The sequence below is a fragment of the Carboxylicivirga sp. M1479 genome (assembly GCF_007097485.1).
Lineage (GTDB): Bacteria > Bacteroidota > Bacteroidia > Bacteroidales > Marinilabiliaceae > Carboxylicivirga.
This window is the reverse complement of the sequence record NZ_VKDE01000038.1, coordinates 50,106-69,176: the sequence shown is the minus strand read 5'-3', so window position 1 is coordinate 69,176 and position 19,071 is coordinate 50,106. Positions and strand designations below refer to the sequence as shown.

Sequence of the window (19,071 nt, the reverse complement as noted above, 5' to 3'; positions counted from 1 at the left end):
TGCCGTACGAGTTCTTTCGTGTGGTTTATCCGTAAAGCCTAGCGAACAAAATGAATATCTAAAACTTATTTAGAGCAATAGTGATAAGTAAGCCCAAACAGTATGGGTAGTGTTGCCCAAGCAATAGGCGTAGTAGCCCGCAAAAAGCTTGCGTGGTATAGGACAAATAGTATGCGTGCATAAGCGCAAATAGTATGCGTGGTATAGCGTAAGATGCTTGAGTGAAGTTTTTCTCAGAGTTAATAATTAATTACCTCTGTGTTCTCTGTGTCCTCAGCGGTAAATTATTACCTGAAATGGCTTGAAAAATATTGCCTGAAAGGCATTAAGGTAGTAGCACAGGCCACTTGAACGCAGTGAAATAAGGCCTGTGATTTAAAATAGTACACAATCATTAGGGCTGTAGGCCCGACACATAAATTATAGCGATACCGAAGTTAAACCAAAAATAGGCGTAGCAGCATGCAGTAGGTACACGTAGTGGCATAGGTAATTGGTATTAATACACCAGTGTTCATGTTGTTTAGTTATAATGATTAATTACCGCTGTGTTCTCTGTGACCTCAGTGGTAAAATATTACCTGAAAGGGCTTGCACGTATTGCCTGAAAGGCATTAAGGTAGTAGCACAGGCCACTTGAACGCAGTGAAATACGGCCTGTGATATAAAATAGCACACAATTATTAGGGCTGTAGGCCCGACACGTATTGCTGGAATTAGCGTATTACCCCCATCGCTTGCAGCACTTGCCAACATGTGTTTGTTTTTAATGGTATTAGCGTAACTACTTTTTCCCAGGGGTAGAATGATAAGCCGCTTGAAACGAATTGCCTGAAAGGCATTGACATAACAGCACAGGCCACTTGAACGCAGTGAAATACGGGCTGTGATATAAAATAGCACACAATTATTAGGGCTGTAGGCCCGACACATAAATTATAGCGATACCGAAGTTATACCATTTTGATTATGAAATTAGCACTTGGTATAATGCCGATCGATTAATGACAGTGTTAAACGCAAAGCAAGTTTAACGCTAAGGTCATTAACTAATCGGTATTAAACCAAAAATAGGCGTAGCAGCATGCAGTAGGTACACGTAGTGGCATAGGTAATTGGTATTAATACACCAGTGTTCATGTTGTTTAGTTATAATGATTAATTACCGCTGTGTTCTCTGTGAGCTCAGTGGTAAAATATTACCTGAAAGGGCTTGCACGTATTGCCTGAAAGGCATTAAGGTAGTAGCACAGGCCACTTGAACGCAGTGAAATACAGCCTGTGATATAAAATAGCACACAATTATTAGGGCTGTAGGCCCGACACATATTGCTGGAATTAGTGTATTACCCCCAACGCTTGCAGCACTTGCCAATATGTGTTTGTTTTTAATGGTATTAGCGAAACTACGTTTTCCCAGGGGTAGAATTATAAGCCGCTTGAAACCTATTGCCTGAAGGGCATTGACATAACAGCACAGGCCGATGAATAAAATGAATACGGCCTGTGATATAAGCAGTATATAAATCAGGGCTGTAAGCCCGACACATAACCAGAAAGATAAGAGGATTGATAAAATGGAAGAGTAGCACAAAACTTTAAAGTTTTATCAAAAAAGATACGCATCACTATTGAAGAGCTTACCTCGTTCTGCTAGCGTACTAAAAACAGATAGCCTTTCCCTCTCAAAGTCTGAATCTCAATATTATCATCTTCGCTAAAGTAATTACGGAGTTTTTTAATGTACACATCCAGGTTACGTGAGTTAAAGAACGAGTCATCGCCCCATATTTTTAATAATAACTCTTTACGTTCAATGATCTGGCTGCCTTTTCCAGCCATCATTTTTAATAACTCCCCCTCTCGATTTGATAGTTTAATGTTTGCTGTTGGTGTTTGCAATTCAAAGCGTTGAGGGAAATAGGTGTATAAGCCAATCGCTATTTTTTTCTGTTGCGAAGCGCTGTCGGGCGCTGTTAGCTGTTTTAGCAGTAATTGATTCTTAATGCGAATAATGAGTTCTTCAATGCTAAAAGGTTTACGCATGTAATCGGTTCCCCCAGCTTCAAAGCCTTTAACAAGATCTTCTGTCGCCACTTTGGCGCTTAAAAAGATGATGGGCATAAGGGGATATTGCTCTTTTATACGCTCACACAGTTCATAACCATCGGTATTGGGCAGCATAATATCAAGCACACAAATGTGTGGTGTAAAATTACTAAAATGTCCCATCACTTGTGATCCGTCAGTTTCCCATACAACATCAAACCCTTGCAGGCGCAAGGTGTCATTGACAATCTTACCCAAACTGGGTTCATCCTCTACGTATAGTACTTTTGTTTTCATGGTTAATTTAGATTGTCACCGAGGACTAGTGAGTGTATGGTGTTAATTGCTTTCTGATACAAAGATAAGGGTTTTAGTTTAACCCGTGTTCGATGTAAGAGTAGGATGAGTTACTTATGATTCCAATAAATCAGGCCTGAAAGGTCGTGACGTATCAGGATGAGGGTGTCCAAAAACATTGATATTTCTCACCAAGTACTCAAAGCAAGAAAATCGCAAAAAACGCAAAGTCTTAAAAAATAACAATTTATACTTTGCGACCTTTGCGAGGTTCTTAGTGTTCTTTGCGTGAAATTTTATTTTTGGACATCCTCATCATAACATATATTTTGCGCCAAAATCCTGAAAGGTTGACACATGATACATACGTTTGTGTTATTTGTAATGTGCTGGACCTACAGCCCTTATGGTGATGTTGGGGAATGAATGAAGATATCTGGCTTTAAAATGTGATAATGACTAGTTTTTGTTCTTTAGATAAATATTTCTTACATCGAACTCACATTAGTTTACCTCTTTTGGAAATTTCAGAATGAACCGACACCCGCCTTCTTTTAGGTTATTGACTGTGATGGAGCCTTTGTGTTGTTTCATAAGTAAGGCTGCAAAGCTTAATCCTAAACCGTGGCCTTTAATGTTGTGTTTATTGCCTGTAGGCACCCTGAAAAACTTCTCAAATATTTTTTCAGTATACTCTTTTTTAATGCCTGGCCCGTTGTCACTCACTGTAATAAAGGTGCCATCTTTATCTTCTAATAATTGAATGTTAATGCTAACACCTTTGCCTCCGTATTTCAAACTATTATCCACCAGGTTTTTAATAATGCCTTCAAGGTAAACCTTATCCACATAGTTTTTTATTGGTGCTGGGGGTGTGGTACATGTTATAGTGGCATTCTGACCCGCGTATAATATTTGAAGTGACTGGTTCACCTCTGTAATAAAGGTATTCATATCTGTTTCTTCAAGTTTAATTTCTTGGCTTCCGCTTTCGAATACCGAATGGGTGAGCACTCGTTCGGTTAACTGATCCAGTCGTTCCATTTCACGTGATACCATGTTTAGATATTCTTCAGTAGTGGCGGCATCGCCTTGTAAACCGAACTTTTTTAGAGCCTCAAGTGCAACTTTAGCAGTAGCAACTGGAATTTTTAACTCATGCGTTATGTTATTAATAAAATCAGAACGAAGCGTGTTTAATTTCATTTGTTTAACGTATCCACGATAAGTAAAAAATAAGGCAAAACCAGTGAGACATAAGAGAATGAGTGCAAAAAGTAGTTGAGGAGCAATAACACTTAGTAGATAGATATAGTAGTTAGTAAATAAAATCGCTATCTCCCGATGTTTTAACTCCTTGTTGTATCGATCAAGGTAGATGGTCGATTCCTTGGGCATTAATACCTTGTTTTTAGGCAGATGTTCGATGTTAATGTTGCTGTCTTTAATTTTAACACGCGTCGTAAACATCGACTGGAACAGTTTTAGATCAGCTTTTTTTATTTCGTCACTATTACTATCTAGGTATGAGTAATAGTTGGTTCGTATGCCATAGCGGTGATGAAGCTTCAATGTGTTATTTATGATTAAGTCAATGTTTTCATCGGTTTTAGGATAAGGGTATTCTTGTGTTATGTAATTGGTGTAATGCTTTACCTCTTCGGGGTACTTATCTATAAGCTGCACCATGTCTCTTACCAGTGCTCGTTTTTTGTCAGGATGAAAGCCTAAGTGACTCAGGTCTATTTTTTCGGGGTGTAAGGTGTCGGGGTTTAATAGTATGGGACCTATTTGGTTAATAAACATCTGTTTGTTATTGTAATCGTTCACGGTGGAGCGCCAAATCTGTATCAAGTCTTTTTGAAAAACTTGTTTCTCATTGTCGTACTGTGTGCTAAGCCAGTAGCCAACAAAAAGGGTCAGCACCACCTGGCTGGTGACCATTAAAAAAATATAACGCAACCTTTTATTATTCAAATACTTTTTTTGCATGCTATAGTTTTCTTAGTCTTAATAGACTGAACGACAGTGTAAAGAAAAGTAAAAATACTGCAGGAATATATTTCTGTTAACCTTAATTAACCTTGATTGTGCAAGCATTAACCCACATATGGCTTGGTAAATGGTTCTTTTGTACTACAAGCCTTTTGCTACTATTTAAATAAATATAAAGTACCTGGTTGAAAAATCTTAAAAAAGTATATGTACCGATTACTCTTCATACTCTTCGCAATTGCAGCAAGTACCTCTAGTTACTCACAAACAAGTGTTGTAAGTGGTTTGGTCATCGATGCCAAAGAACGTTTACCCTTGCCAGGTGCAACCGTATTGTTAGATGCATTAAACGATTCGCTACCACCCCAAGGTACCATTACATCAATCGATGGTGTTTTTAACTTCAATGTCCCACAAGGCAAGCACATGCTTCAGGTATCATTTATGGGATTCAGAACATTCAAAAAGAATATTACCGTCACTGATTCTGTCTTTCAGGTGACAACCATTATCCTAATTGAAGACCATGAGATGATTGATGAGATACAGGTGGTAAGTAACCTAGCACCGACCTTTCAGCGTGGCGATACGCTCGTATACAACCCCGAAGCCTATAAAGTAAGCCTCGATGCCACTACCAGCGATTTACTACTGAAAATGCCCGGTTTTTATGCCGATGGCGACAAGATGATGGCCATGGGCGATACCATTAAAGAGATATTGGTGGATGGCAAACGCTTTTTTGGCAATAATGTGAAAGAGGCCCTGGAGAACATACCGCCCGACATGATTAAAAAAATTGATGTGTTTCAGTACAAGAGTGACGAAGCCAAATACTCGGGCTTTGAAGACATGAATGGTGGGCAAACCATCAACATCATCACCAAAAATCAAAAGAACTCCATGTTGGTGGGTGAGGTGGCTGCCGGCTACGGTAAAGACGACCGTTACGTGGGTGAGGGAAAGCTTAACCGTTACAGCGAAACCCACCGTTTTAACCTCAATGGACGCCATAACAATGTCAATGCACCGGTGAAGATAAATCGTGGAGGTGGAGGAGGAACCATATCTGGAAACGAGAGAGAACAAACACAGTTGGGTGCTAATTATGGTTATACCGGAGAGCAGGATTTTAACGTGCGTTATAATTTTAACGATAATCAAAGTGAAAACTACAGTAGTAATTCACGTGAGTACGTAGCAGGAGCCTTGGCAGACCAATACAACAGCAACGAGCGACGCAGTAATTCAAGTGTTCAGGGACATAATGCGGGTTTGCAATGGACCAACCATGCCAGTGAAGCTTTTCAGTTGACGGTGTCGGCTAATCTGGGTCAGAACACCAATGAGAACCAAAGTCTCAACTTGTCAGAAACTTATAAGGACGATGTGTTGCTAAATAAAAACACGGGTGTCAATAGTAATCTGGGTGAATCCAATACTTTTGGCGGACAGGTCAATGTCATCCGCCGACTAAATGATAAGGGCAGTGCCCTCTCGGCCAACGCTGGGGTTAATGTATCACAAAGTACTGGACATGGACAACAATGGTCGGAGACCATCAATAATGCAGGAGAGACGGTGCAGGCCATTAACCGACAGTCGGAGAGTAACAATGATGGTAGTACCTTCAAAGCCGGTTTGACCTATAACCATGCCATAGGGGAGTACAGTCAATTGAACATGGGCTATAGCATCAGTCAGCGCCAGGGACAGTCACAGAAACAGAGCTTCGATTACGATGAAGACAGCCAGAGCTATAGTCGCCTGGATAGCTTAACCTCCAGTGATTTTAATAATACAAGTACTTCACAACGTGCTCGTGTAGCTTTTAAAACAGGCGGTGAAAAAACAAAATTATACATGGGATTAGCCCTTTCGCAAAATATGATTCAAAGCGAAGAGGTGTTTCCCGAAGTGGAGCAACTTAAGGAGACCTTCCGCTTTATTGAACCGCAGGTGAAATACTCGTTTAAGCAGAGTAAGAAAATCAATTGGCAGGCCAGTTATGGTATGTCAAGCAGCAACCCATCTTTACGAAGTCTGCAGGATGTGGTGGATGTCAGTAATCCACTCAATATATCCACGGGTAATCCCAACTTGAAATCATCGAGCAGGCACCGGGCCCGTGTGTCCATGCGCCGTTCGAACCCTCAAAAAGGGGTGTTTACCTCAGTGAATTTCACTGCCAGTCTCACCAATGATATGGTGGCCCAGAACAGGGTAGTAGCTCAAAATGATACCCTTGTGCTGGGTGAGTATTTCTTACCTGCTGGTGGGCAGTTTAGCCAGCCTGTTAACCTGGATGGTAATTACCGCCTGGGGCTTGATTTTACAGCAGGCCTGCCCGTGAATAAGCTTAAGTCCAAACTCAATATGCGCTCAGGTGTTAACTATAGCCGCATGCCTAACCTTATTAATGGGGTGGTGGATTATTCCAAGCGCCTGAACCTGAGCCAGAGCTTTACCTTAGGTTCCAATATCAACGAAAAGATTGATTTTACCGTTCGCACTGCCAGCAACTATTCCATGGTGGATAACCGCGGAGGAGCCAGTTCACAATCCAACTATTTTACTCAAAACAGTGGACTTAACCTCTATTATAATTTTTACAAAAAGTTTATCTTCAAAACCAATACCAGCCATAGTTACACGGGTGCATCAGGTAGTCTGGTCAGTAATAATCGATTTTACCTAAATCTGGCCTTGAGCTCCAAGGTATTTAAAAATAACAAAGGCGAAATCATCTTTACCGCCTACGACATGACCAATAACCAGGATGAGTTACGAAGAACTGTGGATGAGTTCTCCATCTCAGAGTCGTACAGTCCAACGCTTAATCAATTTTACATGTTCAGCTTTGTATATCGTATATAATTGGGCTATCGTACGTGTCGCCCCTTCAGGGCTAATTGGTAATTCGTCTAAAAGATAGGCCTCCGACCTATCGTGATATGTTGCGCACCTTCGGCGCTGTTTGTAAGAAATAAAGCCTAGTGGGTTATAAAGGTGATGTTTGTCGTTCCTTTGCCTGAAAGGCAATCACATACAAGCACAGGTTGTTGAGCCATGCGAAACGGCCTGTGCGAGTCAATGCAACACCAATCACAGGGCTGAAAGCCCGACACATACATATATGTGCCGTATTTTTTTATGATGAAATGTGTCGCCCCTTCAGGGCTAATTGGTAATTCGTCTAAAAGATAGGCCTTCGACCTATCCTGATATGTTGCGCACCTTCGGCGCTGTTTATTTGAAATAGTTGTATTCCTCTTTTTGCCTGAAAGGCAATCATATACAAGCACAGGTTGTTGAGCCATGTGAAACGGCCTGTGTGCACCAATGCAACACCAATCCCAGGGCTGAAAGCCCGACACATACATATATGTGCCGTATTTTTTTATGATGAAATGTGTCGCCCCTTCAGGGCTAATTGGTAATTCGTCTAAAAGATAGGCCTTCGACCTATCCTGATATGTTGCGCACCTTCGGCGCTGTTTATTTGAAATAGTTGTATTCCTCTTTTTGCCTGAAAGGAAATCATATACAGGCACAGGTTGTTGAGCCATGCGAAACGGCCTGTGTTAGCATATAACATCAATCCCAGGGCTGAAAGCCCGATACATGAGTAAACGTGACGTATTGTTTTATACTGAGATGTGCCGCTCCTACAGAGCTAGTAGATACTGCCCTCCCATAAGATAGGCCTTCGACCTACCTTGTTACGTATCGCTCCGTTGGAGCTTTCTTTAATAAATAAAGTCTATTTGATTATAAATGTGATGTTTTTTAATTCTTTGCCTGAAGGGCAATCACATATAAGCACAGGTTGTTGAGCCATGTGAAACGGCCTGTGTGCACCAATGCAACATCAATCACAGGGCTGAAAGCCCGACACATGATGATAAATATATTGTGTTATTAATCCCAAATATAGGCCTCGTCAAATTCAACATTGTACTGATTCAAAAATTCTCTTAGCTCATCTTTAAAATATGTTTTTTGATGGTGAACTTTCTGATTCTCTATATACCTTTTCACAATAGTTAATTTGGATGCGCTAACGGAGAAAACACCATAGCCATCTTGCCAATAGAAGTTTGGGCTACCTTTCGTTTTCATCCATGTTGATGAAGAAGACTTTAGTTTTGATACCAATGAAGCCACACTAAGAATACGAGGCAGAGTACATAGGATATGTATGTGATCTGGATTAGCATATGCCGCTTCAACATAAGATTTTAGTTCGGACAAAGTACCCACAATGTAAGCTTGTAAGCCTGAACGAACATCTTCGTGTATCAATGGTTTAATATGTTTGGTTGAGAATACAAGGTGAATATAAACCTTAGACAAAGATTGGGACATAATTATGGTTTAGTTGTTTAAGATGAAAGTTAGGAAATTATAAATAAATTATCATCCGTTGTTTCCTAATCTTTTGCCTGAAAGGCAATCCCATATTAGCGCAGGTCGTTGAATGAAATGAAACGGCCTGTGCTAATCAATGCAAAGTGAATACTAGGGCTGAAGGCCCGACACATGAATACGTGACAGAATCCTTAATGATTAGATGTGCCGCTTCTACAGAGCTAAATATTATTGCTATGTATTTACGATAGGCCTTTGACCTATCTTAATACACATCGCTCCGTTGGAGCTAAATATGTATAATACAATATTATGGATTGCAAGGTGTTAATTATCCAAAATTGCCTGAAAGGCATGAACGTACTAGCACAGGTTGTTGAGCTATGCGAAACGACCTGTGTGCCTCCATGCAACATCAATACTAGGGCTGAAAGCCCGACACATACCTAGCGATGAAACTGATTTGCGAGTTTGACGTTTGTAGGAATATATGTTTATCGCTTTATGGACGTTTAGGTTTTTTAGTTTATCGGATAATGTATGTCAATCCATTGTATCTGCTTTGGTATTGCTTCGTAGCTTCACCGTACCTTCTTCGGTACAACCTCGCTGTTAGCGAGGTTGATGCCTTCTTGGCACCTTTCTGTTACCTACTTGTATCCATGGTGCCACATAGAAAACGAATAAGCTACTCAGCAAAGAATGTTGTTTATTACTTATGCTCTATTCGTTAGTTTATAGGTTTAAATTCTCCCAAACTATAGTGCTTCACTTGTTCCTAAATTAATACCAGAATTGCCCACCTTCCATTAAACTATTTTAGCATCTAACTGTTTTATAAGAACATTCAAATTTGGTCCTATGAAATGGAAAATTCTCATTGTACTATTACCGCTTTTTAGTGCTTGTTCGGGTGATTTATTTAATACCGATACGCTAAAAGATGAAATCCCTATAAACCCAGGTTTTACTATGCCCCTAATGTTTACGGAGGTAACAATGGGCGAACTTTTCAGCGATGAAACCGACTACGTGAGCTACTATACTGATGTTAATGGATTCGAGCGCATCATGCTTTACCAACAGGCTGACTCTGTATCGGTACTGACATTGGACGATTTATTTGATATTGCTGCAGGAGAGTCAACTAGCCCAATTGATTACTCAATGCTTAATGGAGGAGCAGAATTTACTTTCGAAGCATATATTCCGATCACAAGTAATAATGGTACCATAAGTGCTATGGAGGTGAGCTACGATTTATCCATTAGTGGTGAGGACATGGTGGCTCCATTATATTTGAAAATAGAATTGCCTACAGTTAATGCATCCGAAGGAGGCAAGATTATTGAAACTCAAATTAGCAATGATAACCCTTTTAATGAACGATATGAGGATGACTTTTTTGAATTGGTAGATCAGAAGGTTCCAGCCATTTTTACGGTGCGCCTAATGGATGCTTCCCGTGATTATACCTTAGAAATAGGAGCCTTGACTTTTTCTATTAGCAACTTGGATTATGATTACATTAAAGGTACCATGGAGGAAACGACTACCCGTTTTGAGTCGGGTAGTATAGAAATGCAATATGAGGGATTGGATGAAGTGCCTGATGGCATTGAGTTTGCAGAACCAAACATTAATTTAATAGTAACTAATTATACGCCGTTTGAAGGTATTATCGACCCTTATTTCAAAGGTGAGATAGCACCTTTAGATAGTATGGAGCTTGTTTTTCCAGATATTTTAGTGCCACCTGCTCCCGAGGATGTTGCTTATGTGCGCGATACTTTAGTTATTGATAATACTAACTCGAACCTAACTGATTTTCTAAGCTATTTGCCTCCTACCATTGATTACGATGCCGTGTTAACACTTAATCCGGGTTTTGCTTTAAATAATGAGGTTGAACTCACCGATGAGAGCAGTGTTATAATGGGTTATTTAGTAGAAATACCTGCTGAATTCAGGATTGATAGTTACATATCTATAGATACGCTTGATGTAGATGAGAATGAGGTGCTGCAAGACTTGCAAGCGGCTACAATGGTGATTTCTGGAGAAACTAGCTTTCCCTTTGATACTGATGTTTTCGTCGATATTTATGATGAGGATGAGGATCGAATCTTGGATACGATCGAAGCCATTTTTTTAGAAGGGGCTGAAATTAATACTGACGGTATTGCCACCGAAGCAAAAAAGCAAAGTCAGGAAATAATACTTACTCAAGAGCAAATTAACTATTTATCAATTGCGGAGAAATTATTCATGCGCATGCACATAAAAAGTAGCAGTTACGATGTGCCCAATCAGCATGTGGTGATAACAACCGATCAATCGCTTAATATCGCTATTGATATGAAGGGTGTTGTTGATTTAGACTAATACTGACCTTAAAACGAAAAGAATATGTATCGAATTTATATAGCTTACATTTTAATTCTGTTAATAGTTGGTAGTGTTTCTGCGCAGGATAACACACAAATATTTCTTAAGGGAATACCTCAGAATAATATCATGAACCCAGCTTTTCGACCTGTTGATGGCTGGTACATTGCCATGCCTGCTCTGGGCGGCGTGCAAATAAATGGAGAGAATTCTGGATTCTCTTGGAATGATATCATTCGTCCGGATGCGACTAGCGATTCAACTGTAATTGATTTGGATTACGCAGCAGGTCAACTTCAAGATCTTAATACTTTTGCCACAGAAGCTACCCTGCAGGTACTGGGTCTTGGATTTTCGGTAAGAGAGCACACATTTCTGAGTTTTGAAATAAATCATCGTTTAAAAGCTAGAGCTAATTACCCGAAAGCCTTATTTGATTTGAGAAATGGTAATTGGAATTACGAGGGTAATGCGCCCATTAACCACGACTTATCGGATATGTACGTGCATGGGGTCGATTATAATGAAATCGCTTTCGGGTGGTCGCGCATTTTGAATTCAAAATTTACGATTGGCGCCCGTGCCAAAATTATTTTAGGTGTTGCTCATGTAGAATCGGAGTATGTAGATGCCAAGTTTATTACGGAAGAAAATAGTTTGGTATCCTTGCAGTCTAGTATGGCTGTGCGTACCAACTTACCACTTGATATTGGATACGATGATGAGGGATATGTGAGCAGTGTTGAGTTAAGTGATTCTTTTGGAGCAGATGATTTTTTATCAACCAAAAATAAAGGATTTGCTTTTGATTTTGGGGTGACGTATCAGGCAACAGAAAAGCTATTGCTGGGAGCTTCGGTAATAGATGTAGGATCTATCTCGTGGACCACTGAAACCACCCAGTTGTCAACGTCGGGGACATTTTTATTCGAAGGTGTAGATGTGTCTGATGAAATAACTGGTGAGGAAGGTGGTGAGGATGATTACTGGGCACAATTAGAGGCGGATTTTAAGGAAGCTTTTAAGGTGGAGGATGCAAATGAAGTCTATTCCACTGGTTTAATGGGGAATTTTAATGTGAGTGCTTTCTATCAATTCCAGCCATGGCTTAATTTTGGTGTTCTATCTAAAAATTATGTAATCGATGAATTATTTTTACCTGAAGCATCCTTTTCGGTCGGACTTTCTCATCGTAAAGTGATATCATCAGCGATTACGTATACCATGAAGAAAAATGCACCTTCCAATCTAGGAACAGGTATCTCTGTTAGGGCAGGAGCCTTTCAGTTTTATGCTGTAACTGATAATTTACTGTCTTTATTTGACCCCGAAAATGCACAGTATGTGAATGGACGTATAGGTATTAACCTAATTTTCGACAAAAAGAAAGAAGAGTTGTAATGCTCTTCTTAATTGAAATTGTTTTCTCAGTTGATTAATTGTTTTTTATGACAAAAAAGAGGTGGTTTTTTGCTGCCATTAAATGATGATAATCTTTTTTAAATTGTAACGTATTTTTTGCCATTGTTTTTGGGTAACAGCTTTTTGAGTTACTTCAATCAATTCAATAAAACTTTGCCTAACAGCTTGGCGATGTTTGCTTTGTTCATTATAAAAAGCGTTGATGTCCGCACGGCTGCAAGTTTGATCTCTTAATATTTTTGTAGAATTGAAATTATTGTTGGCAATGTTATGTAACATGGCAATGTTACTATCCTTGAACTTTTGAAAGAGCTTGTTAATATTTGCCAAGTCCTCTTTGTTGGTATCTCCTTCTTTTAGAATCTTCTCAATATTTTTGAAATGCTTCTGAGCAGTACTAAGCATTTTTATATCAGTTTTCAGCTTTTTACGAACCATCTTGGGTTTAGGGTGGATACTTGGTTCTATAATTAACTGCCATTCCTCAGTAGTTAAAAGCTCCTGTAGTTTTAATCTATTTTCAATCAACATACTTTGAAGCTCTTTCTCTTTGGCATTGTGATTATCCAAATGCTGTTTTATCATTGTAAAATCGCATGGATAATCTTTTAAATCTTTATAGAAGTCTTTTGCTTTCCGTTCACTATTTTTAGTTTCTTTTTCTATTGTTTTCCGACTTGTTTTGATGATTTGGATAATTTCTTTTTTGCGTTCTTTATCATCAACGTGTTGCCTGACTTCCTTTTGTAAGCCTTTGATCATAAATACTTGCTCAGGGCCAGAGAGAAGCATGATGATGAGTGTAATAAGTCCTATTAGCATAGTATCTGGTATTTAGTATTTGAAAAGGTTTGTGTTATAGACCAAATCTATAGTTGGCAGAAAACATAAGGGTTTTTTTCGATTTCAAAAAGCCGTATTCGGTTCGGAATTGGAAATGCCTGTTCAACTGAAAGTTTCCTCCTAGTAACATGTTCCACTTGTACTCCAAAGACTTGTTAAATTGGTATTTAATAACTGTGTCTTCAATGCCTCTGGCTTTATTGTAAAGGGCCTCAATGGTTTCTTGCTCACCCGCAGAAAACTGGTTCCAGTCGTTTGATGTAGTGAGTTCCTGCCACTGCTCCTGCAAGGCTGTTTGGTTAACAGCACCTGCGCTGCGGCCCAGATCGCCCAATACTATTTCACCATCAGTTAAGGCCCCCAATTTATTAAATTGAGCACCAGTCCATACTCCTAAGAACATATCTGGTTTTTTACCAACTTTAAAGTTTTTAATAACGCGGATGCCACTTACATCTACCCGAACAGGTTTGTTCAATAATTCATTTTGCGACCAAGACCAGGAATAATCAACGGCTAAGTTTACTGGTCCGGCAGGTATAATACCCAGTACGTTAAAACCCCAATAGGCACCGTCGGCATCTGAAAAAGTTTCAATGGGAAACAAAGCTTCCAATATGGGTTCGCCAACAGAATTTTTTAAACCCTCAAGTCTAACAGAGGTGGTTCCTTTGTATTGACCATAGTATCCGCCTACTGATAAGAATGGAAATATCCATGTGTCTGCTCTAAAATTGAAGGTTTTAATATCAGCCGACGAAGGCCCAAATATTATGTTATCGGCTAAATCAATAAAATCACCATCATTAATCGCCATTTTAAAGTTTTCTAACAATATATTCTGTTCATTATAAATTGAGTTAACCATGATGCCATGTGGTAGCTGAAATTTATACCCTCGGGTATATGCCTTGTTACCTAAAATGGGCAAGAGGTAAGGGTACTCTTTTCCAATTTGGGTGCTGTCGAACCCTTGTGCATTACTAACGCTTGTAATTGTCGTTAGTATCACTATTATTCCTATTAATTTGGAGAGTGTTTTCATGATCAAATAATTTAGCTTGGTTAAAAGGCTTCGCCTATTCTAAAGTAAATGCCCCAGTCATCTATACCAACAGCTGCCTCCATCCCAATGTTCATATGATTCTTAGGAAATACATTATAACGAAAGCCTGTTCCTATTGATGGTAGTATTTTTCCATTGTTATCGTCAATCTCTGCACCCCAAATTGTAGCCAAACCAGCAAAGCCTACAAAACCAATTTTTTTGTATGGATTCCAACGGTACTCTCCTTGCAGTGTGGCAATACTCTCGCCCCGGTATTCACCTTGTGTATATCCTCTTAAATCATTTCGGCCAACAATAAATTGGCGTTCAAATGCAGTGCTTCCAATGCTAAAGCCAGTCATTAAGCGCCAAGCGAAAACATCTCTTTTATTATTAAAGGGAAAATATTGATTGTGATCAATCTCAATTCGCTGCCCCACAAATTCATTATCTAAAAAATCGGGTGTTGAAGTCCATTGGAAATTATCATTCAGTCCTTCGCTTGGGTAATAAACATTGTTTCGCAAATCCACCGAGAACTTTGTTCCTATTGTATTAAAATACGTCCGTTTGCTGTTAGAATCGTTATCAAACTCTGTATCAGTAACGCTACTGATAATGACCAATCCACCGTATAGCTTTTTATAGATTCGCCGTTGAATCTCCATGTAAGCAAATGCTGCGGTGGTTGTATAGTCTATAGGTATCTCTCCATTTATTTCAGAATAATATTGAAAACCATTGGAAGCCATTCCCGCCGCAAAAACCAAGCGCCAGTTGTTCTGCTTCCAATACATGCGCTGAAAAGCTATAATAACCCAGTTGCCTTCAGTTGAGTATTTGCCCACTAAACCAGTCATTGACGGCGGTGAAATACTATCTTTACTATTTAATTGGTACATAGCCATTGGTACACCCCCAAATTCAAAACCACCTGTTCTGTTATAATTAATGTATGGAACGGGCACAAAATCGACCTTTTTATCTGTACTATCCTTTTTAGATAATGCATTGGCATATGGCAAGGATAGTATCAGAAGTAGAAAGATGAGGATTATTCTTATGGTCATGTATGCTTTTTTAATGTAAAAACTACTATACCCTTATTAACAGATAGTAATGTGGTATTGTTTGTCTTGTTTTTTTAGAAAGCTTCATTAAAATTAAAATAGAAACCAAATGTTTCAAGTCCGAAACCAAAATCTACACGCAAGTTCATACGGGGTTGAACCTCTAGGCGGTAGCCCACTCCTAAACTGGGCAGGTATTGCTCAAACTCGGTGGTGTCGGAGCCAATAGAACCAGCACCCAACCAAGTAGTGAAGCCGTGCTTACTTATGGTGTCATCATTTTTGTAAAACATATGGCGGTATTCGGCAAGTGCGTAATACATGGAGTTATTACGGTAGCGCCCCCAGGTATAACCTCTTAAATCAAACGGGGTTCCTAGTTGTGACATCTCCCCAAACGGAACATCGCCATATCCAAAACGGCCTTTTAACTAGGGAATTCGCTTTTAAGCATATTAACCACCTCCCCACTTCGTGGTACTCCTCCTTGGCAAGGAGGAGAAGGATGAAAAACCGTCCCCTCCTGAATTTTAGGAGGGGTGCCGACAGGCGGGGTGGTATAATTAGTTTTAAAAGCAATTTCCCTGGCCTTTTAACTGAGTTGCTATGGTTCTGCCTTGTTTTTTTATTGTCCAGTATTTCCTGAAGTCGGCAATAATAATCTCATAATTATTATCTCCTCCAAATGCGGTGTTGTAGCTGGTGGCAGAAAACTCTGCGAACATGCCTGACCAGGCATTAACAGGTACATCTCTGCTATCAAACTGAAAGATTAATCCAAAGCCACCATTTAACGGGCGATCTTTATCCTGTTGGTAATATGGATCTTCAGCAACCCCTTTACTTGCTTCACTACCTTGGGTGTAATTGTAATCAATTACCAGGCCGGCAAAATAATTAGGTTTAAACTGCCATAAAATTCTGGGATTTATTTGCCACCATGTGCGCGTATAGGCAGTTGTTGAATCCGATTTTTCGGTATAGCGACCTTCATCATAGCCAACGCCCCAATAGTTATCGGGCATGTGTTTGAAATTAAAGTCGCCATAAATGCGAATTTTGTCTTGCAACCAAAATGATGTTAGCTTGGTGCCAATAAAGTAGGCACCTGAAGTACTTAATCCAAGCATAATTGGGGCAGAACTACGTTGTATTAAACTATCTTTTTTATTGGTCATAAAAGAGGTCATAACGCCACCTGCAAAACTTAGTTTCAGTTCGGGGGTGTAAGCCGGGCCAGCAAGGGGCATTACCATTAGGCTACCATTGGCCTCTTTACGTTCTTTTTTAACTTTTATGCTATCTGCCCATTCCTTTGATAAAAACCGCTGAGCCGATAGATGAGCGCTATTGCTTAATATAATTGCGCAGAGAAAGACGAAGATAGATATTCGCATCTGATTAGGTATTGCTTGGTGTTATAAAGATAACACAATTAACAGTTTAATGTTTTTATGCCAATAGCGAAGCGCTCATGTATTACCTATTATTTTAGCTCCAAAAGGACAGTACGAAAGAAGGCATAGGGGATTTTGCTAGAAAGTAGCACAAGCAGAAGGGGAAGCCTTATGGTAATTAATGATATGATTTGACTCTAAATGTGACAAATCTATTGTCTTGGGGCTTTCATGAAACAATGATGAAGAAGCACGGTGGGGGGTATTGTACTTTTATAGGCAAAAAAAAAGCTCATCAATAATGATGAGCTCCTTTTGGTACAGTAATAAAAAAGTTATATCGATTATACTACTTTTACGTTCACAGCGTTTAAACCTTTTCTTCCTTCTTGAAGATCAAATTCAACTTCGTCACCTTCACGAACTTCGTCGATTAATCCAGTAACGTGTACAAAATGTTCTTTACCGTTTTCCTCAGTAATGAAACCGAAACCTTTTGCATCATTGAAGAATTTTACTTTTCCTTTATTCATCTTAATAATATTGAAATTGTTATTTGTTGATACAAATGTAGATTAATAATCTGAATTACAATCGATATTAATTAAATCCTATAAATTTCAACATTAATTAACACTAAATAAAATCACTGAAGCAGCTGATTTGTAGTCTTTTGGCGTGTTGGAAAAATATTATTTTTTTTTACTCAGGATTGCGATTTTTTTTCATCAGAGAGCTAAAATCAACTATTGAAACACTATAAATTGGCTTAGGGTGAATGATTATTGGAGTATTATTCAACAACATATTTAATCTACTTGAAGAGATAATGCCACAATTATGCATGATTTAATAAAGCTAAAAGAATAGATGCTCTATACGACACTTAACTTCAATGGGTCAATAAGTTTTGGTTCATCCGGGTTTTGATACAGTGCCAAGTGTAGCTCTGATAATAGCTCTTTTAAAGGCAGGTTTGCAGGCACTTTGGAAAAATCAATTTTATTAATTTCTTCAGAAGTAGCAAAAGCGCCAGGTACCCAATGGTTAGGGGTTTTTAATTCTTTGTAGCGATACTTTGCAAAGTCTAATAAATCGTAACATTTCCATAGTTTGCGCCAATGAAGAAGTAAGGGGATGTCTAGATTTGTGCTGTGATCCAAATCGTAAGCATCATACCAACTGTGAGAATCATCCTTAAGCATTAGATCTAATTGATGTTTAGCTGCCTGGTCGTTTGTATTGGTACTCGGAAATATGCCGTTCATCTCATTAAAATGAGCAAGTTCCGTCATGCCAAAAGATAGAGTGTGTACATTAGGATGACTCAAACAAAAGCGTGCATTCCATTGAATAGGTGTAGCATGAGGAATGGCCTTTTTAATTTTTTCAGGTGCTTGGTATAGCTGACCGCCTTTATCGTTGGGCGAGATGATGAATATGCCAAGATCTTTCTTTTGTGCTAGGTCAATGGCTGCTCTATTACGCTGATAAAAGTAATAATAATGGAGGTTGACAAACTCAAACAGGTCGGTGTTGATGGCTTTGGTAATCGTGTCGAGCGAACCATGAGTGCTAAATCCAACATGTTTAATAATGCCCTCTTCCTTCATTTTAAGTAACTCTTCAACCGCACCACCTGTTTGGCAAGCATCCTTAATCAAGCCATTAGTATTGATGCCATGCCATGCATAGAAATCAAAATAATCGGTTTGTAAAGTCGTTAACTGCTCTTCCACCAGGCGCCGTGTATCATCAGCTGTGGCAGGATTACCTTTAGTCATTAAGTAATATGATGAACGGTCGATTTTTAGCTCTTGATTAAAGCTTCGTCCAAAAGCAGTTTCGCTTTTAACATAGCCATGGGCTGTTTCAAAGTGGTTGATGCCATTTTTGATGGCTAAGTCAATCATGTGATTGCAATGATCTTGCGTTTGCCTTGGTATTTCATGGCGAGGATTATCCCATCCTTGCTTAAAGCGCATGCCACCCAATGTGATGGTACTTATTTTTTTATTGGTTTTACCAAATCGCCTGTATTCCATTGCTTCGTTGCTATTGTAAATTGTAAAAGAGATGCAAAACTACTTCAAAAATCAACAAAACAAATCAAACAAAGGTTCATGGTTCCGCGCATTAGTATTTGATGACCTGCTTAACAATGATGATAAAAGATGTTTATTATAATCGA

The 19,071-nt window shown here is 39.1% G+C and carries 13 protein-coding genes; 3 read left to right on the top strand and 10 right to left on the bottom strand.

Features of this window, described 5'->3' with window-relative positions:
* Positions 1-1,653: 1,653 nt before the first annotated feature.
* Both FNN09_RS18805 and FNN09_RS18800 read right to left on the bottom strand, forming a co-directional pair.
* A complete protein-coding gene (locus FNN09_RS18805; RefSeq protein WP_143304033.1) occupies positions 1,654-2,346 on the bottom strand; it encodes a response regulator transcription factor in 693 nt (230 codons plus the stop codon).
* A 504-nt stretch (positions 2,347-2,850) separates the two neighbouring features.
* Positions 2,851-4,338, bottom strand: coding sequence for a sensor histidine kinase KdpD (locus tag FNN09_RS18800; protein ID WP_143304032.1), 1,488 nt, complete (start codon positions 4,336-4,338; stop codon positions 2,851-2,853).
* Between the two features lie 210 nt (positions 4,339-4,548).
* Here FNN09_RS18800 and FNN09_RS18795 point away from each other — a divergent pair, with 210 nt between their 5' ends.
* On the top strand, positions 4,549-7,218 hold the full coding sequence (locus tag FNN09_RS18795) for a TonB-dependent receptor (RefSeq protein WP_143304031.1): 2,670 nt from the start codon (positions 4,549-4,551) through the stop codon (positions 7,216-7,218).
* 1,044 nt (positions 7,219-8,262) lie between these two features.
* On the opposite strand, the gene tnpA is transcribed toward FNN09_RS18795, so the two are convergent.
* Positions 8,263-8,709: an IS200/IS605 family transposase gene (tnpA, locus tag FNN09_RS18790; protein ID WP_143304030.1), complete on the bottom strand. Its 447-nt coding sequence runs from the start codon at positions 8,707-8,709 to the stop codon at positions 8,263-8,265.
* Positions 8,710-9,573: 864 nt separating this feature from the next.
* Between tnpA and FNN09_RS18785 the strand changes: the two genes are divergently transcribed.
* Positions 9,574-11,097, top strand: a complete 1,524-nt coding sequence (locus tag FNN09_RS18785; protein WP_143304029.1) for a hypothetical protein — start codon at positions 9,574-9,576, stop codon at positions 11,095-11,097.
* Positions 11,098-11,121: 24 nt separating this feature from the next.
* Positions 11,122-12,501 carry a DUF5723 family protein gene (locus FNN09_RS18780; RefSeq protein ID WP_143304028.1) on the top strand — a complete coding sequence of 460 codons (1,380 nt, stop codon included), beginning with the start codon at positions 11,122-11,124 and terminating at the stop codon, positions 12,499-12,501.
* Between the two features lie 78 nt (positions 12,502-12,579).
* Here the strand turns inward: FNN09_RS18780 and FNN09_RS18775 are convergent, their stop codons facing one another.
* The 7 genes from FNN09_RS18775 to FNN09_RS18745 form a co-directional block, all read right to left on the bottom strand.
* A complete protein-coding gene (locus FNN09_RS18775; protein WP_143304027.1) occupies positions 12,580-13,344 on the bottom strand; it encodes a hypothetical protein in 765 nt (254 codons plus the stop codon).
* A gap of 34 nt (positions 13,345-13,378) precedes the next feature.
* Entirely contained in the window at positions 13,379-14,410 is a 1,032-nt protein-coding gene (locus tag FNN09_RS18770) for a hypothetical protein (RefSeq protein ID WP_143304026.1), read from the bottom strand.
* A gap of 20 nt (positions 14,411-14,430) precedes the next feature.
* Entirely contained in the window at positions 14,431-15,483 is a 1,053-nt protein-coding gene (locus FNN09_RS18765) for a BamA/TamA family outer membrane protein (protein WP_143304025.1), read from the bottom strand.
* Positions 15,484-15,557: 74 nt separating this feature from the next.
* Entirely contained in the window at positions 15,558-15,872 is a 315-nt protein-coding gene (locus FNN09_RS18760) for a hypothetical protein (RefSeq protein WP_143304024.1), read from the bottom strand.
* 180 nt (positions 15,873-16,052) lie between these two features.
* The gene (locus FNN09_RS18755) at positions 16,053-16,880 is read right to left on the bottom strand and encodes a BamA/TamA family outer membrane protein (protein ID WP_143304023.1); all 828 of its coding nucleotides are present in this window, start codon (positions 16,878-16,880) and stop codon (positions 16,053-16,055) included.
* A 344-nt stretch (positions 16,881-17,224) separates the two neighbouring features.
* Entirely contained in the window at positions 17,225-17,413 is a 189-nt protein-coding gene (locus FNN09_RS18750) for a cold-shock protein (RefSeq protein ID WP_143304022.1), read from the bottom strand.
* Between the two features lie 342 nt (positions 17,414-17,755).
* Entirely contained in the window at positions 17,756-18,925 is a 1,170-nt protein-coding gene (locus tag FNN09_RS18745; protein WP_143304021.1) for an aldo/keto reductase, read from the bottom strand.
* Between the last annotated feature and the right edge of the window lie 146 nt (positions 18,926-19,071).

What these genes read in the sequence shown, in the direction of transcription:
- FNN09_RS18755 (WP_143304023.1), bottom strand. Translation starts at nt 16,880, where the DNA reads ATGCGAATATCTATCTTCGTCTTTCTCTGCGCAATTATATTAAGCAAT.
- FNN09_RS18785 (WP_143304029.1), top strand. Translation starts at nt 9,574, where the DNA reads ATGAAATGGAAAATTCTCATTGTACTATTACCGCTTTTTAGTGCTTGT.
- FNN09_RS18800 (WP_143304032.1), bottom strand. Translation starts at nt 4,338, where the DNA reads ATGCAAAAAAAGTATTTGAATAATAAAAGGTTGCGTTATATTTTTTTA.
- FNN09_RS18775 (WP_143304027.1), bottom strand. Translation starts at nt 13,344, where the DNA reads ATGCTAATAGGACTTATTACACTCATCATCATGCTTCTCTCTGGCCCT.
- FNN09_RS18765 (WP_143304025.1), bottom strand. Translation starts at nt 15,483, where the DNA reads ATGACCATAAGAATAATCCTCATCTTTCTACTTCTGATACTATCCTTG.
- FNN09_RS18805 (WP_143304033.1), bottom strand. Translation starts at nt 2,346, where the DNA reads ATGAAAACAAAAGTACTATACGTAGAGGATGAACCCAGTTTGGGTAAG.
- FNN09_RS18795 (WP_143304031.1), top strand. Translation starts at nt 4,549, where the DNA reads ATGTACCGATTACTCTTCATACTCTTCGCAATTGCAGCAAGTACCTCT.
- FNN09_RS18780 (WP_143304028.1), top strand. Translation starts at nt 11,122, where the DNA reads ATGTATCGAATTTATATAGCTTACATTTTAATTCTGTTAATAGTTGGT.
- FNN09_RS18770 (WP_143304026.1), bottom strand. Translation starts at nt 14,410, where the DNA reads ATGAAAACACTCTCCAAATTAATAGGAATAATAGTGATACTAACGACA.
- FNN09_RS18750 (WP_143304022.1), bottom strand. Translation starts at nt 17,413, where the DNA reads ATGAATAAAGGAAAAGTAAAATTCTTCAATGATGCAAAAGGTTTCGGT.
- FNN09_RS18760 (WP_143304024.1), bottom strand. Translation starts at nt 15,872, where the DNA reads ATGTCACAACTAGGAACCCCGTTTGATTTAAGAGGTTATACCTGGGGG.
- tnpA (WP_143304030.1), bottom strand. Translation starts at nt 8,709, where the DNA reads ATGTCCCAATCTTTGTCTAAGGTTTATATTCACCTTGTATTCTCAACC.
- FNN09_RS18745 (WP_143304021.1), bottom strand. Translation starts at nt 18,925, where the DNA reads ATGGAATACAGGCGATTTGGTAAAACCAATAAAAAAATAAGTACCATC.